General features: G+C 61.8%; 14 protein-coding genes. 8 read left to right on the forward strand and 6 right to left on the reverse strand.

What is annotated here, in order from left to right:
• Positions 1–5: 5 nt before the first annotated feature.
• The 8 genes from hypF to ACN1C3_RS05070 are packed head-to-tail and all read left to right on the forward strand — an operon-like array spanning position 6 to position 7,554.
• Positions 6–2,405: a carbamoyltransferase HypF gene (gene hypF, locus ACN1C3_RS05035; RefSeq protein ID WP_419114693.1), complete on the forward strand. Its 2,400-nt coding sequence runs from the start codon at positions 6–8 to the stop codon at positions 2,403–2,405.
• 2 nt (positions 2,406–2,407) lie between these two features.
• Positions 2,408–2,683, forward strand: a complete 276-nt coding sequence (locus tag ACN1C3_RS05040) for a HypC/HybG/HupF family hydrogenase formation chaperone (RefSeq protein ID WP_419114694.1) — start codon at positions 2,408–2,410, stop codon at positions 2,681–2,683.
• Between the two features lie 12 nt (positions 2,684–2,695).
• Positions 2,696–3,382, forward strand: coding sequence for a D-sedoheptulose-7-phosphate isomerase (locus ACN1C3_RS05045; protein ID WP_419114695.1), 687 nt, complete (start codon positions 2,696–2,698; stop codon positions 3,380–3,382).
• Complete coding sequence (gene hypD / locus ACN1C3_RS05050; RefSeq protein ID WP_419114696.1) at positions 3,379–4,554, forward strand: hydrogenase formation protein HypD; 1,176 nt, start codon at positions 3,379–3,381, stop codon at positions 4,552–4,554. Before ACN1C3_RS05045 ends, hypD begins: the two co-directional genes overlap by 4 nt.
• Positions 4,551–5,648 (forward strand): hydrogenase expression/formation protein HypE, encoded by a 1,098-nt coding sequence (gene hypE / locus ACN1C3_RS05055; protein ID WP_419114697.1) that lies wholly within the window; start codon positions 4,551–4,553, stop codon positions 5,646–5,648. The genes hypD and hypE overlap by 4 nt, the downstream gene beginning before the upstream one ends.
• Positions 5,648–5,989, forward strand: coding sequence for a hydrogenase maturation nickel metallochaperone HypA (locus ACN1C3_RS05060; protein WP_419114698.1), 342 nt, complete (start codon positions 5,648–5,650; stop codon positions 5,987–5,989). Before hypE ends, ACN1C3_RS05060 begins: the two co-directional genes overlap by 1 nt.
• Positions 5,989–6,840, forward strand: coding sequence for a hydrogenase nickel incorporation protein HypB (gene hypB / locus ACN1C3_RS05065; protein ID WP_419114699.1), 852 nt, complete (start codon positions 5,989–5,991; stop codon positions 6,838–6,840). Before ACN1C3_RS05060 ends, hypB begins: the two co-directional genes overlap by 1 nt.
• Positions 6,841–6,849: 9 nt before the next feature.
• A complete protein-coding gene (locus ACN1C3_RS05070) occupies positions 6,850–7,554 on the forward strand; it encodes a hypothetical protein (RefSeq protein ID WP_419114700.1) in 705 nt (234 codons plus the stop codon).
• Positions 7,555–7,564: 10 nt separating this feature from the next.
• Here ACN1C3_RS05070 and pqqB read toward each other — a convergent pair whose 3' ends face one another.
• The 6 genes from pqqB to ACN1C3_RS05100 all read right to left on the reverse strand — a co-directional run bounded on the left by pqqB (position 7,565) and on the right by ACN1C3_RS05100 (position 14,406).
• Positions 7,565–8,479, reverse strand: a complete 915-nt coding sequence (pqqB, locus tag ACN1C3_RS05075; protein ID WP_419114701.1) for a pyrroloquinoline quinone biosynthesis protein PqqB — start codon at positions 8,477–8,479, stop codon at positions 7,565–7,567.
• Between the two features lie 57 nt (positions 8,480–8,536).
• The gene (gene pqqA, locus ACN1C3_RS05080; RefSeq protein WP_010209364.1) at positions 8,537–8,608 is read right to left on the reverse strand and encodes a pyrroloquinoline quinone precursor peptide PqqA; all 72 of its coding nucleotides are present in this window, start codon (positions 8,606–8,608) and stop codon (positions 8,537–8,539) included.
• 270 nt (positions 8,609–8,878) lie between these two features.
• The gene (locus ACN1C3_RS05085; protein WP_419114702.1) at positions 8,879–10,399 is read right to left on the reverse strand and encodes an aldehyde dehydrogenase family protein; all 1,521 of its coding nucleotides are present in this window, start codon (positions 10,397–10,399) and stop codon (positions 8,879–8,881) included.
• A 248-nt stretch (positions 10,400–10,647) separates the two neighbouring features.
• Positions 10,648–12,426 (reverse strand): PQQ-dependent methanol/ethanol family dehydrogenase, encoded by a 1,779-nt coding sequence (locus tag ACN1C3_RS05090; protein ID WP_419114703.1) that lies wholly within the window; start codon positions 12,424–12,426, stop codon positions 10,648–10,650.
• A gap of 263 nt (positions 12,427–12,689) precedes the next feature.
• Complete coding sequence (locus ACN1C3_RS05095) at positions 12,690–13,628, reverse strand: quinoprotein relay system zinc metallohydrolase 1 (protein ID WP_419114704.1); 939 nt, start codon at positions 13,626–13,628, stop codon at positions 12,690–12,692.
• Between the two features lie 16 nt (positions 13,629–13,644).
• Positions 13,645–14,406, reverse strand: a complete 762-nt coding sequence (locus ACN1C3_RS05100; protein WP_419114705.1) for a quinoprotein dehydrogenase-associated SoxYZ-like carrier — start codon at positions 14,404–14,406, stop codon at positions 13,645–13,647.
• Position 14,407 lies beyond the last annotated feature (1 nt).

Here is a 14,407-nt window from a genome sequence, read left to right on the forward strand (position 1 = left end):
TGGCAATGGTGAGGGCGTCTGAACGGCTTGGCCAGGTTTCACGTACGGCTTCAGGCAGGTCCTGGGCCGGCGAAGCGATTCGTGTCAGAGGACTGGTTCAAGGCGTGGGTTTCAGGCCCACCGTTTGGCGACTGGCGCGTGATTGCGGGCTCTGTGGAGATGTCTGTAACGATGCCGAGGGTGTCCTGATTCGCATCTGGGGTGAGCGTGCGTCCCGCGAGCAGTTCCTCGAACGCCTGCTCGACGAGGCACCGCCGCTGTCGCGGATCGACGCACTGGAGTCCACCGCATTGACCGGTCAATCGCCGGTAACCGATTTTCGTATCGTCAAAAGTTCGGGTGGCCGGGTACATACCGGGATAGTGGCCGACGCCGCGACCTGTTCCGCCTGTTTGAGCGAGGTGTTTGACCCCGGCAATCGTCGCTACCGCTACGCCTTCACCAACTGCACCCATTGCGGGCCGAGAATGTCGATTGTCCGCGCCATTCCCTATGATCGCGGCAACACCAGCATGGCGGCATTCACCCAGTGCCCGGCCTGCCTGCAGGAGTATCAGGACCCCGCCGACCGGCGCTTCCACGCTCAGCCCAATGCTTGCCCTGACTGCGGGCCGCGACTCTGGCTGGAGGCTGCCAGCGGGGCGTCGCTCGATTGCAGCGGTGATCCGATCGAGGCGACCCGACGACTGCTGAAGGCTGGGCATATCGTGGCCATCAAAGGTATCGGGGGCGTGCATCTGGCCTGCGATGCCTCCAATACCGAGGCGGTCGATCGGCTGCGCCAACGCAAGCGTCGTGAGCACAAACCCTTCGCCCTGATGGCGCGTAATACGCAGATGATCCGCCGCTACTGCAGCCTGAACCCGGCGCAAACCGCAATGCTTCAAGAAGCGGCGGCGCCGATTGTCTTGCTGCCCATCGAGGGGCCAGAACGACTGGCCGAGGGCGTGGCCCCCAAGCAGTGCTGCTACGGTTTCATGCTGCCCTATTCGCCGCTGCACCACTTGCTGATGCTCGGCCTGGATGCGCCGATAGTGCTCACCAGTGGCAACCGCAGTGACGAACCGCAGTGCATTGGCAACGACGAGGCCCGTGAACGCCTGGGCGATATCGCCGACGCATTGCTGCTGCATGACCGGGAAATCGTCAATCGCCTGGACGACTCAGTGGTCAGATGGGTGGTCGACGCCCCTGCTCTGCTGCGGCGTGCTCGTGGGTATGCACCGACGCCCCTGCGGCTGCCCGAAAGCTTTCGCAAGGCACCAGCGGTATTGGCCTTCGGCGGCGAACTCAAGAACACTTTCTGCCTGATCAAGGACGGCCAGGCGATCCTCTCCCAACACCTCGGCGATTTGGCCAACGCCAGCGCCAACGCGGCCTACCGGCAGACCCTGAGGCTGTATCAGCAGCTGTTCGAACATCACCCCCAGGTGCTGGCGATTGATGGCCACCCCGACTACCTGCCAAGCAAGATCGGCCACGATTGGGCCGCAGCGAAGGGCCTGGCGCTGGTCGAGGTTCAGCATCACCACGCGCATATCGCGGCCTGCCTGGCCGATAACGGCATCGAGCTGAACGCGCCGCCGGTGCTCGGCATTGCACTGGACGGTACCGGCTATGGCGACAACGGCACCTTGTGGGGCGGTGAGTTTCTGCTCGCTGACTACCACGGCTACCGACGCCTCGCCAGCCTGGCGACGGTCGCCATGCCCGGCGGCGAACTGGCTATCGAACAACCCTGGCGCATGGCCTATGCCCACCTGCATCGCACCTCGGAGTGGCAAGCACTGGCGACCGAATTCGGCGATCTGCCGTACTTCCAGACGCTGGCGGACAAACCATTGGCAACCTTGAGCGGCATGCTCGCAACCGGCTTCAACAGCCCCCTGAGCAGCTCCTGCGGACGCCTGTTCGACGCGGTGTCTGCGGTCATTGGCCTGTGCCAGCAGATCAGTTACGAGGGGCAAGCAGCGATTGAACTGGAGGCCGCCGCCGATACCTCGGCGCTGGGCGACAGTCAGGGTTATCCCTTTGCGATTGTGTTGGCTGACGGTCTGCCGCGCCTGGAAGCGCAACCGATGTGGCGGGCCCTGTTGGGCGATCTGCGCGCCGGTATAGCCCTGGGGGTGATAGCGGCGCGCTTCCACGTCGGCCTCGCGCAAGCAGTGGTGCACATGGTCGAGCATCTGAGGCAACAGCATGGCGACCTCGGGTCCGGACGCATTGCGCTGTCGGGCGGGGTGTTTCAGAACGCGGTACTGAGTGGCGAGCTGATCCGACGTCTCGAATCCCGGGGGTTTCAGGTGCTGCGCCACGCACGAGTGCCGGCCAACGACGGCGGGTTGAGCCTGGGCCAGGCGGCTGTCGCCACCGCGCAATCCATCGCTGCACAAGAGGATCGCTGACTATGTGCGTAGGCATACCCGGACAAATCGTCGAGATCGTCGATGCCGCGACGGACACCGCGACGGTCGAGATTGGCGGCATCCATCGTGCGATCAACATTTCCTGTGTGGTGGGAGACGGTCGCACCCACGCCGATTGCGTCGGCGAGTGGGTGTTGGTGCACGTCGGCTTTGCCATGAGCCGGATCGATGAACACGAGGCGATAAAGACCCTCGAACTGCTGCAGGCGCTAGGTGAAATGGCCGAGGAAATGCGCCTGATGCAGGACTCTAGATAGCGAGGCACGGCTATGTCCCAAGGTGATAGCCCACTGCGTGGGTTGTACCCGTTCTTGCACGGTGACAAGCAAGAGATCGAAGCGCTCGACGCAGCCCTGCGGGAGTCCGTGCGACAAAAAGCGGCCCACAGCGTTGAGGTGAAACAGCTTTTTTTTGCCGAGAACACCCAGGCCATCGTGGCGACGGCTCGCGCCATCGCCGCGGTTTATCGGCACGGTGGACGCATGCTATCGATGGGTAACGGCGGCTCCTCCTGCGACGCCGCACATTTCGCGGTGGAGTTCCTGCACCCGATCACCGCCGGCAGACCGGCCTTGACCGCCACCAACCTGGCGGCCGATCAGGCGATGATGACGGCGGTGGGCAACGACGTCGGCTTCGATCACATCTTTGTCCGCCAAGTCATTGCACTGGGTCGGCCCGAAGATGGCCTGGTGGGTTTTTCCACCAGTGGTAACTCGGGCAACCTGCTCAAGGCCTACGCCAAGGCCAAGGAAATGGGCATGACCACCATCGGCCTGGCGGGCGGCAACGGAGGTGAAATGGCCCGCTCGGCCGACCTTGATCACTGCCTGGTGGTGCCCACCGACAGCATCCACCGGATTCAGGAAGTGCATGTCGCCACCTATCACATCCTCTGGGACCTGGTGCACACCTTGCTCGCCGATGAGCGCGGCGGCCTGGAGAGCCCGCCATGAAATTCGTCGACGAGTTCCGCGACCCGGTCAAGGCCCGGGTGCTGGTGAAAAAGATCGAGGAGCTGGTGCTGCAGATTCCGATTTGCCGCAAGCGTCCGTTACAACTGATGGAAGTCTGCGGCGGCCACACCCACTCAATCTTCAAATACGGCATCGAGCAGATGCTGCCCGACGCCATCGAACTGGTGCATGGCCCCGGCTGCCCGGTGTGCGTCCTGCCCATGGGCCGGGTGGATGACTGCGTGGCACTGGCGCAACACCCGAACATTATCTTCGCCACGTTCGGTGACGCCATGCGCGTCCCCGGTTCAAAAAAGAGCCTGCTGCAGGCCAAGGCCGAAGGTGCCGATGTACGCCTGGTTTACTCGCCCATGGACGCACTGAAAATCGCCCGCGAAAACCCGACGCGCGAGGTGGTGTTCTTCGCCCTGGGGTTCGAAACCACTATGCCGTCCACGGCCCTGACCATCCTGCGGGCCGACGCCGAGAACCTCGAAAACTTCTCGGTGTTCTGCAATCACATCACCATCATCCCGACGATCAAGGCGATCCTCGACTCGCCGGAACTGACCCTGGACGGTTTCCTCGGCCCCGGCCACGTCAGCATGGTGATCGGCAGCGAGCCCTATGAATTCATCGCCAGGCACTACAAAAAACCGCTGGTGATTTCCGGCTTTGAGCCGCTGGATATCCTCCAATCGTTGTGGATGGTCACCAAACAACTGGCCGAGGGTCGTTGCGAGGTTGAAAACCAATACCAGCGAGTGGTGCCCGAGGCCGGGAATAACGCCGCGCTGACAGCGGTGCACAAGGTCTTCCAGTTGCGCGAGTTCTTTGAGTGGCGTGGCCTGGGGTCGATCGACCATTCGGGCGTCAAGCTGCGCGAGGCCTATGCCCGCTTCGACGCCGAGCGTAAGTACCCGATACCGAACCTGAAAATCGCCGACCCCAAGTCGTGCCAGTGCGGCGAGGTCCTCAAGGGCGTGATCAAACCGTGGCAGTGCAAGGTGTTCGGCACCGCCTGCACGCCGGAGATGCCGCTGGGTTCGTTGATGGTGTCCAGCGAAGGCGCCTGCGCCGCCGTGTACAACTACGGTCGCATCGACCTGGTGGACATCCTGAAAAAACGCGAAGCCGCTGTCGATGAAGCACACAGGGAGCAACAGACATGACGCTGCCCGACCCTCTGAGCCTCGCCCTCGATCAACCGCCAGCGCGCATCCGTCAGCGCAGCGGCAAGGTGCGCGGCGACACCATCACCCTGGCTCACGGCAGCGGTGGCAAGGCCATGCGCGACCTGGTGGACGATGTATTCGTCGCTACCTTCAACAATCCGTTGTTGGCACCGCTGGAGGATCAGGCCCGCTTCGCCTTGAGTGACCTGGCCAGAAACGGTGACCGACTGGCGTTCACCACCGACACCTATGTGGTCGACCCGCTGTTTTTTGCCGGAGCCAACATCGGTGATCTGGCGGTCAACGGTACCGTCAACGACCTGGCCGTCTCGGGCGCCCTGCCCCTGTACCTGTCCTGTGCGGTGATTCTCGAAGAGGGTTTCCCGGTGGCCGACTTGCGGCGCATCGTCACCTCCATGCAACAGGCTGCCGAGGTGGCCGGCGTGCAAATCGTCACGGGCGACACCAAGGTGGTGGAGCGTGGTGCCGTCGACAAACTGTTTATCAATACCTGTGGCATTGGTGTCATCCCGGTCGGCGTCAACATCGCCGCCACCCGCGCCCGGCCCGGCGACAAGGTCTTGGTCAACGGCTACATCGGTGACCATGGGGTGGCGATCCTCGCGGCGCGTGATGACCTGGCGCTGGACGTGCCGATCAAAAGCGACTGCCAGCCACTGCACGGCCTGATTGCTGCACTGCTCAAGGCTTGCCCTGATGTTCACTGCCTGCGCGATGCCACTCGCGGCGGAATCGCCACGGTTTTGAACGAGTTCGCCCAGGCCGCCAACGTCTGCGTCAACCTCGATGAACCGACCATTCCGGTGCGCGAAGCGGTCAAGGGGGTGTCGGAGATTCTCGGTCTCGATCCGCTGTATTTCGCCAACGAGGGCAAGCTGGTGGCCGTAGTTCCTGCTCAGCACGCCGAGGCTGCACTGGCCGCGATGCGCGCGCACCCGGCAGGCGCAGACGCCGCGATCATCGGTGAGATCGGTGACAGCCCGGTCGGCTGCGTGATCATGCACACCGCCTTCGGCGGCGAACGCATCGTCGACATGCTGATCGGCGAGCAACTTCCGAGGATCTGCTGATGCACGAACTGTCCATTACCCAGAGCATTGTCGAGGCGTGCAACGAGCGCGCTGGCGGTGCGCGGGTGCTGCGCGTCACGCTGGAGGTGGGCAACTTGTCCTGCGTCATGCCAGACGCCCTGCGCTTTTGCTACGACGTTGTCACCGAAGGCACGTCGCTGCAGGGCTCGACGCTGGAGATCATCCGCATTCCCGGCCTCAGTCGCTGCCGCGATTGCGGCGCAACCGTTGCAATGGATGACATGCTTTCAAGCTGTAGCTGCGGGTCGGTCAATCTGGAGCGCCCACAGGGTGGCGACCAGCTTCGGATCAAGTCGATGGAAATAGAGGAGGCAGCCTGATGTGTACCACCTGTGGTTGCTCCAATGGTGCCAGGGCGAAAATTACCGACCTGACCACCCACAAACTGCAACGCGTTGGCGAGCACGATCTGCGCGACGCTTATGTGCGCATGCCGCAGCATGATGTTGATCACGGGCACGATCACCCGCACCGTCATGAGCTCGATCCTGCGTACTCACATGCCCGGGCTCATGGCACCACCATCGATCTCGAACAGGAAATTCTGGCCAAGAACAACCGCCTGGCCGCGCTTAATCGCGACTGGCTCAAAGACCGGAACATTCTGGCCCTGAACCTGGTGAGCTCCCCCGGCGCCGGTAAAACCACCTTGCTGGAGCACACCTTGCGTGACCTTGCCGGCACCATTGCGATCAGCGTGGTTGAAGGCGATCAGGAAACGCTGTTCGATGCCGAGCGCATCCGCGCCACCGGATGCCCGGCGGTGCAGATCAATACCGGGACCGGCTGCCACCTGGAAGCCGAAATGCTGGCCGGCGCGCTCAAGCAACTCGACCCCTCGCCCAATTCGCTGGTCATGGTGGAAAACGTCGGCAACCTGGTTTGCCCTGCCCTGTTCGATCTTGGCGAACGGGCCAAGGTGGTCATTCTCTCGGTCACCGAAGGCGCCGACAAACCGCTCAAATACCCCCACATGTTCAGGGCGTCGAGCCTGATGATCATCAGCAAAATCGACCTGCTGCCTTATGTGGATTTCGACGTGGACGCCTGCATCGCCTTCGCGCGCCGAATCAATCCCGACATTGAAGTGCTGCAACTGTCCGCGACCCACGGTGAGGGACTGCCTCACTGGTACGCCTGGTTACGCAGGCAGCTGTTTAGCGAGGTCTGAGAGACCATCATGGGCGAACTGCTGATCCTGGGCTTTCTGTTGGGTATGCGCCACTCCATGGAAGCCGACCATGTCGCCGCCGTGGCGACCCTCACCACGCGCAGCCGCAGCACCCGCGAGGCGATTTGGTTGGGCGCGGTCTGGGGGTTGGGACACACCATCACCCTGCTCGTCGTGTTCTGCCTGGTGTTGTCCATGGACGGGGTCATTCCCGAGCGTCTGGCAGAGGGGCTCGAAGGCGTGGTCGGCGTGATGCTGATCCTGTTGGGCCTGGACCTGATACGGCGCATGTTGCGCGAGCGGATGCATTTCCATGGGCACCGTCATGGTGGTGACGTCCTGCACTTTCACGCCCATTCCCATGCCGGTGACTGTGCTCTGCACAGCCTGCATCACCAGCATCCACACCCCCGGTATTTCCCGATGCGTGCCCTTTGCGTTGGCCTGATGCACGGGCTGGCCGGTTCGGCGGCGCTGATTTTGCTCACTCTGGGCCGCGTGTCGTCACCGATGACGGGCCTGGTCTACGTGGGGCTGTTCGGCCTCGGCTCCATTGGCGGCATGGCCCTGCTGTCACTGATCATCAGCGTGCCCCTGCACAGCGTGCGTCACATCAGCTGGTTGTGGAACGGTCTGCAAACCCTGGTTGCCGTGACCACCCTTGTCATCGGCAGCCTGCTGGTTTATCAGAATTATCTGACGCCATGGGTGTGAGGTGCAGCGGCTACAGGGTGATGTCCATCCCATCGAACGCCACTTCAATGCCGCGCCGTTCCAACAGCGCCCGCTCGGCGGAATCTTCGTCGAGGATCGGGTTGGTGTTGTTGATATGGATGAGAATCTTGCGCTGTTCGGGGAACCCCTCAAGCACCTCGATCATTCCACCGGGCCCGCTTTGCGGCAGATGCCCCATCTCGCTGCCGAGTTTGTCGCCGACTTCGCAGACACGCATTTCGTCGTCGCGCCAGAGGGTGCCGTCCACCAGCAGGCAGTCGGCGCGGTGCATCCAGTCGAGTAAATGGTCATCGACCTGCCCCAGCCCCGGGGCATAGAACAGGCTGGCGCCGCTGCGCCGGTCTTCGATGAACAGGCCAATGTTGTCACCCGGCTGTGGATTGCCGCGATGGGGTGAGTACGGCGGCGCGCTGCTGCGCAACGGGATAGCCCGCAGCCGCAGGTGGTTACATCCGGGGATGCTGAAGGGTTCACCGCCCAGGCCGATGGGCTGCCACTGCAGCCCGCCATTCCAGTGGCTGAGCATGTTGAACAACGGGAATCCGCTGCTGAGGTCCTGATGGACCATTTCGGTACACCAGACTTTATGCGGGCAACCTTCGCGCAGGCTCAGCAGGCCGGTGCAATGATCGATCTGGCTGTCCAGCAGGATCACCCCGGCAATCGCCGTGTCGCGCAGCTGTCGGGCCGGTTGCAGCGATGGGAATGACTCAAGTTGAGCGCGAATGTCTGGCGAGGCGTTGCACAGAATCCAGTCCATGCCGTTATCGCTCAGGGCAATGGATGACTGTGTACGCCGTTGTGCTCGCACGCTGGCGTTACGTACACCGGCGCAGTTGCGGCAGTTGCAGTTCCATTGCGGGAAACCACCGCCAGCGGCGGAGCCGAGAATCCGGATATGCATGGGGCAATGCTCCAGGGTGGAGGCCCCGGCCAATGCAAGGATTGGCCGGGAAGACAATCAACGGCTGGCGAAATACATGGTCACTTCGAAGCCAATACGCAGATCGGTAAACGCGGGTTTAGTCCACATGGGTCAAGCCTCTTCTTATGCCGGGCAATTCCGGTAGAGGCATTAATACACGGAGGGGTGGTGTGACCGAATGCTACTTTGGAAGGAGGTTGCGGGGTGCGTTGGTAGGGGGTGGGGAGATCTTGATGCACACTCAAAACTAATGTGGGAGCGGGCTTGCTCGCGATGAGGCCAAAACATTCAACATCGATGTTGACTGTCAGTCCGCTATCGTCGGAACGCCGCCCGGAGCAAGCCCGCTCCCACAGGTTCTTTGGTGTCCTTACGGAATCAGAAGAACCCCATCGGGTTGATGTCATAGCTGACCAGCAGGTTTTTGGTCTGTTGGTAGTGGTCGAGCATCATCTTGTGGTTCTCGCGGCCGACGCCAGACTTCTTGTAGCCACCGAACGCGGCATGTGCAGGGTACAGGTGATAGCAGTTGGTCCAGACACGCCCGGCCTTGATCGCCCGCCCCATGCGGTAGGCGCGGTTGATGTCGCGGGTCCAGAGGCCGGCACCGAGGCCGAACTCGCTATCGTTGGCGATCGCCAGGGCTTCAGCTTCGTCCTTGAAAGTGGTCACGCCGACCACCGGGCCGAAGATTTCTTCCTGGAACACGCGCATTTTGTTGTGGCCCTTGAGCAGGGTCGGCTGGATGTAATAGCCGCTGGACAGGTCGCCCTCCAGCCGTTCCACAGCGCCACCGGTGAGCAGTACGGCGCCCTCTTCCTGAGCGATTTTCAGGTAGGAGAGGATTTTGTCGTATTGCTGCTCGGACGCCTGGGCACCGACCATGGTTTCAGTGTCCAGCGGGTTGCCGCGTTTGATCTTGACGATCTTAGCCATCACCACTTTCATGAAGTCGTCGTAGATCGATTCCTGCACCAGTGCCCGCGACGGGCAGGTGCAGACTTCGCCCTGGTTGAAGAACGCCAGCACCAGACCTTCGGCAGCTTTCTCGATGAACTGCGGCTCGGCATTCATGATGTCTTCGAAGAAGATGTTCGGCGACTTGCCGCCCAGTTCCACGGTGCTCGGAATGATGTTTTCGGCTGCGCATTTCATGATGTGCGCGCCGATCGGAGTGGAACCGGTGAAGGCGATCTTGGCGATGCGCTTGCTGGTGGCCAAGGCTTCACCGGCTTCACGACCAAAGCCCTGAACGATGTTCAGCACGCCTGGCGGCAGCAAATCAGCGATCAGCTCGGCAAACACCATGATCGACAGCGGCGTCTGCTCGGCGGGCTTGAGCACCACGCAGTTGCCAGCGGCCAGCGCCGGAGCGAGTTTCCAGGCAGCCATCAGCAGCGGGAAGTTCCACGGAATGATCTGCCCGACCACGCCCAGCGGTTCGTGGAAATGGTAGGCGGTGGTCAGTTCGTTGATCTCGGCGGCGCCGCCTTCCTGAGCGCGAATGCAGCCAGCGAAATAACGGAAATGGTCGGCGGCCAGCGGCACGTCGGCGTTCAGGGTTTCGCGTACGGCTTTGCCGTTGTCCCAGGTTTCGGTGACCGCGAGGATTTCCAGATTCTGTTCAATGCGATCAGCAATTTTCAGCAGCACCAGTGAGCGGTCCTGAGCTGAAGTCTTGCCCCAGGCATCGGCGGCGGCATGGGCGGCGTCCAGCGCTTTCTCGATGTCGGCGGCGGTGGAACGAGGGAATTCGGCAATCACTTCACCGGTCACCGGCGAGGTGTTGGTGAAGTATTCGCCATTGACCGGTGCGACGAACTCACCGCCGATGAAGTTGCCGTAACGCGGTTTGAAAGACACGACGGCGCCTGGTGTTCCGGGTTGAGCGTAAATCATGGTGGGCCTCTGTTTGGGTCGATGTCTGTCGGGTAGACAGGCGATGAATCGATGTTAGAGAGCCCCGCGCGCCAGACGAATGCGCCGTTGGCAGGGGGATTCTCGTTATTTGGTCGTAGTTTTCGGTGGATTGCCTATGCCCTTGTGGGAGCGGGCTTGCCCGCGAAGGGAACGCTGCGGTTTTTCAGGAAAACCGCGTTATCGTTCTTCGCGGGCAAGTCGGATCGCCGCACCGCCGCTCCCACAAATCAATGCTTGGCCACCACCAAATCTTTCGGCAGTTTGAAGGTCCAGAGCATGCCGCCCTGGTTGAAGTCTTTGATGCGTTTGGCCACTTCGCCGCCCCACAGCGGTACCGCACCACCCCAGCCGGAAAGCACCGAGACGTACTGTTCGCCGTCCATTTCCCAGGTGATCGGCGAGCCGAGCACGCCGGAGCCGGTCTGGAATTCCCAGACTTTCTCGCCGGTCTTGGCGTTGAACGCTTGCAGGAAGCCTTCAGGAGTACCGGTGAACACCAGGTTGCCCTTGGTGGTCAGCACGCCGCCCCAGAGCGGCGCGTAGTTCTTGTGGCGCCAGACTTCCTTGCCGGTTTTCGGATCGATGGCGCGCAATACGCCGATGTAGTCTTCGTTCAGCGGCTTGATGGTGAAACCGGCCCCGAGGAACGCCGCGCCTTTCTTGTAGGCGATGCCTTCGTTCCAGATGTCCATGCCCCATTCGTTGGACGGTACATAGAACAGACCGGTGTCCTTGTTGTAGGCCATCGGCATCCAGTTCTTCGCCCCGAGGAAGGCTGGTGCGACGAACACTGAACTGCCCTTGGCTTCGCTGCCCGGTGCGCCTGGACGACTGGCCTCGTTGTAGATCGGACGACCGTCTTTATCCAGGCCTGAGGCCCAGGTGATCTTGTCTACAAACGGGAAGCCGCGGATGAACTTGCCGTTGGTACGATCGAGGACGTAGAAGAAACCGTTACGGTCGGCCGTCGCTGCGGCTTTGATCTCTTTGCCGCCTTCGGTGTAGTTGAAGGACACCAGCTCGTTGACGCCGTCATAGTCCCAGCCGTCGTGAGGGGTGCTCTGGAAGTGCCATTTGATGGTGCCGTCGTCCGGGTTCAGTGCCAGACGCGACGAGGAGTAGAGGTTGTCGCCAGGACGCAGGTGCGAGTTCCAGGGCGCCGGGTTGCCGGTGCCGAACAGCAGCAGGTTGGTTTCCGGGTCGTAGTAGCCGCCGAGCCAAGGTGCAGCACCGCCGGTTTTCCAGAGATCGCCCGGCCAGGTCTTGCCCGCTTCACCGCCGGAAATACCGTTCTCGACCGCCTTGCCGTCCTTGTAGACGTAGCCCATGTGACCTTCCACGGTCGGCCGGGTCCAGAGCAAATCACCATTTTTCGGGTCATAGGCCGAAATCTTACCGACCACTCCGAACTCACCGCCGGCAACGCCGGTAATCAGTTTGCCGTTGACCACCAGCGGTGCGGCGCTGATGGAGTAGCCTTCCTTGTGGTCGGCGACTTGCTTGCTCCAGACCACCTTGCCGGTGTCTTTGTTGAGGGCCACGAGCTTGGCGTCGAGGGTGCCGAAAAACACCAGATCGCCATACAGCGCGACGCCACGGTTGATCACGTCACAGCAAGGGCGGATGTCATCGGGCAGACGTGCATCGTATTGCCAGAGCTTCTTGCCGGTGCGTGCATCCACTGCGAACACCCGTGAGTAGGAACCGGTCATGTACATCACGCCGTCCTTGATCATCGGCTGCGCCTGCTGACCGCGTTGTTTCTCGCCACCGAAGGAGAAGGCCCAGACCGGTCGCAGATCCTTCACGTTGTTGACATTGAGGGTGTCCAGCGGGCTGTAGCGCTGGCCCTGAACGCCAAGGCCGTTGGTGACGACCTGCTCCGGATTTTTCGGGTCCTGGAGGATGTCTTGATCGGTGACTGCGGCCAGTGCGGTGCCGGACAACAGCATGGCACTGAGCAGCAGGCTCAAGGCGAAGGGTTGGCGACGTGCGGGTTGGGTCATGACGGCTGCCTCTGCGGTTTTTGTTATACCCGGGGAATTTTCCCGGTCTGGTGCAGATTCTTGGTCCGTGAGGCCCTGGCGACAATTAGCCGCAGTACTGAGTTTTCTAGTTCCTTGGTACAAGGAACTGAATGGAAGACCAACACAGAACCTGTGGGAGCGTGGCTTGCCCGCGAAGAACGATGACGCGGTGGAACTGGCAACCGCAGCGAGTCCTTCGCGGGCAAGTCGGATCGCCGCACCGCCGCTCCCACAGGGCTGCATTACGGCCGCGAGTTGTCATCCACCCGCTTCATCTGCCCCCGCTCATAGCGCGGGTACAAATGGCTGACGCTGCGGATCAGTTCATAGCGGCTCAGGCTGATACCGGCAAAGCGCTCGGGAATCGGGCTGCGGATCATCTCGCCCATTTCGCTGCCGCTGGCGGCGCCGTCGCGCATCAACTGGTCGAGCCAGCCAAGGTAGTCACGCATCTGCGCAAAGGGTGCGTGGTCGGTGGCGACCGGGCCGTGGCCAGGGACGATCATCTTCCACGGCAAAGCTTCGAGCTGATCGATATCCGCCTGCCACACCTCCAGGCCCGGGCTGTTGGGCGTGGTCAGGGCCCGCTCATAAAACACCAGATCACCGGCAAACAGCACGCCAGTGTTCTCATCGAGAATCGCCAGATCGGCGCCGGTATGCCCGCGCAGCCCCAACAGGCGCAACGAGTGACCACCGATATTCAGGGTGCCGGGTGTGATCTCCTGGGTCGGCAGCACCACCTCGGTGCCGCGCATCCAGTCGCCGACCAGCCGATACATGTTCTCGGCCATCGCATCGCCTTGCTGACGCAGCAATTCAGTGGTGCCGGCCAGTGCGCCGATGGGCACATCGCTGAACGCCTGATTGCCCAGCACATGATCGGGATGGTGGTGCGTCAACAAGACCTGAATCACCGGTTTATCGGTGGTTGCAGCAATCGCTTTGCGCAGGGCTTCGCCGTAACGTTTCGAGGGACCGGTATCAATCACCACCACTCCGTTCTCGGTGACGATAAACGCCGTATTGACGATATTGCCGCCATTGGCCTTGGCGAAATTGTCGGTGCTGCCTTCCAGCAGCCAGGTGTCTTTGGCGATCTGCCGGGGTTTGAGTGGATAGTCGAAGTCCGCCAAGGCCTGCAGGCTCAGAGAAAGACATAACAGCAGCATCCAGCGCATGGCGCGCTCCTTTTATTCAGGGAATCGCCGCATTGAATTCATTGCCGCTGTTATCGCGCAGCAGCAAACGGGCCTGCCCTGCCCCCTCAACGTCAAATGCGAGGTTCGGGTTTTCGCTGACCGCCGGAAACAGCTCAAGCCTGGCCAGCACCTTACCGGCGTCATCGCGCAGCTCGGCATGGTTGAGGAAGAACTCAGGAACCCCGCTGACCATGCCGTTATCCATCGGATGCGCCACCTGCACCCGCAAACGGCTGAACTCGCCACGCGAATAACGTCCGCCAAGGACCTCGCCGATGTGCTCTTCCCAACCCGGTTGGGTACGCACCACGCTGGGCGCAGTGCAGCCACCGCCAGCGGCGTCGATCAGGGTTGAGCCGACATGCCAGAGCCCATCGCGGGTCAGCACCGCCGCACGCAACGGCGTGGCCTGTTCGATACGAATGCGGATCGACAGCCAGGGCAGCACCCGCTCCCCGGGTTGAAAATCGACGATCTTCGGTAACGGATTGAGCTCGGCCCAGGCGAGGATCTTCACTACCTCGCCCTTGAACGCCCGAGCATCGATTTCCAGTGGCACCTGGCGGGCATCCTCGGCGAACGGCGGAGCCAGCAGCTTGACCCGCTCATCGAACACAAACGGCGCATCACCGAGCATCTGCTTGTGATAGAAGGACCACATCACCGAAGGCACCGGGTCCTTGCCCGGATCGACCTCGATGGCCTGTGCCGCCAGCGGCAACCAACAGGCCAACAGACAACTCGCTCGCCAGTTCATC

Origin of the sequence: Pseudomonas sp. H11T01, from assembly GCF_048515765.1 — a bacterium.
In the GTDB taxonomy this organism is placed as follows: Bacteria; Pseudomonadota; Gammaproteobacteria; order Pseudomonadales; family Pseudomonadaceae; genus Aquipseudomonas.

Bases quoted from the DNA above. Each gene is read 5' to 3' on its own strand.
- hypB (WP_419114699.1), top strand. From the start codon at position 5,989: ATGTGTACCACCTGTGGTTGCTCCAATGGTGCCAGGGCGAAAATTACC.
- hypD (WP_419114696.1), top strand. From the start codon at position 3,379: ATGAAATTCGTCGACGAGTTCCGCGACCCGGTCAAGGCCCGGGTGCTG.
- ACN1C3_RS05085 (WP_419114702.1), bottom strand. From the start codon at position 10,399: ATGATTTACGCTCAACCCGGAACACCAGGCGCCGTCGTGTCTTTCAAA.
- pqqB (WP_419114701.1), bottom strand. From the start codon at position 8,479: ATGCATATCCGGATTCTCGGCTCCGCCGCTGGCGGTGGTTTCCCGCAA.
- ACN1C3_RS05070 (WP_419114700.1), top strand. From the start codon at position 6,850: ATGGGCGAACTGCTGATCCTGGGCTTTCTGTTGGGTATGCGCCACTCC.
- ACN1C3_RS05040 (WP_419114694.1), top strand. From the start codon at position 2,408: ATGTGCGTAGGCATACCCGGACAAATCGTCGAGATCGTCGATGCCGCG.
- hypE (WP_419114697.1), top strand. From the start codon at position 4,551: ATGACGCTGCCCGACCCTCTGAGCCTCGCCCTCGATCAACCGCCAGCG.
- hypF (WP_419114693.1), top strand. From the start codon at position 6: ATGGTGAGGGCGTCTGAACGGCTTGGCCAGGTTTCACGTACGGCTTCA.
- ACN1C3_RS05045 (WP_419114695.1), top strand. From the start codon at position 2,696: ATGTCCCAAGGTGATAGCCCACTGCGTGGGTTGTACCCGTTCTTGCAC.
- ACN1C3_RS05095 (WP_419114704.1), bottom strand. From the start codon at position 13,628: ATGCGCTGGATGCTGCTGTTATGTCTTTCTCTGAGCCTGCAGGCCTTG.
- ACN1C3_RS05100 (WP_419114705.1), bottom strand. From the start codon at position 14,406: ATGAACTGGCGAGCGAGTTGTCTGTTGGCCTGTTGGTTGCCGCTGGCG.
- ACN1C3_RS05090 (WP_419114703.1), bottom strand. From the start codon at position 12,426: ATGACCCAACCCGCACGTCGCCAACCCTTCGCCTTGAGCCTGCTGCTC.
- ACN1C3_RS05060 (WP_419114698.1), top strand. From the start codon at position 5,648: ATGCACGAACTGTCCATTACCCAGAGCATTGTCGAGGCGTGCAACGAG.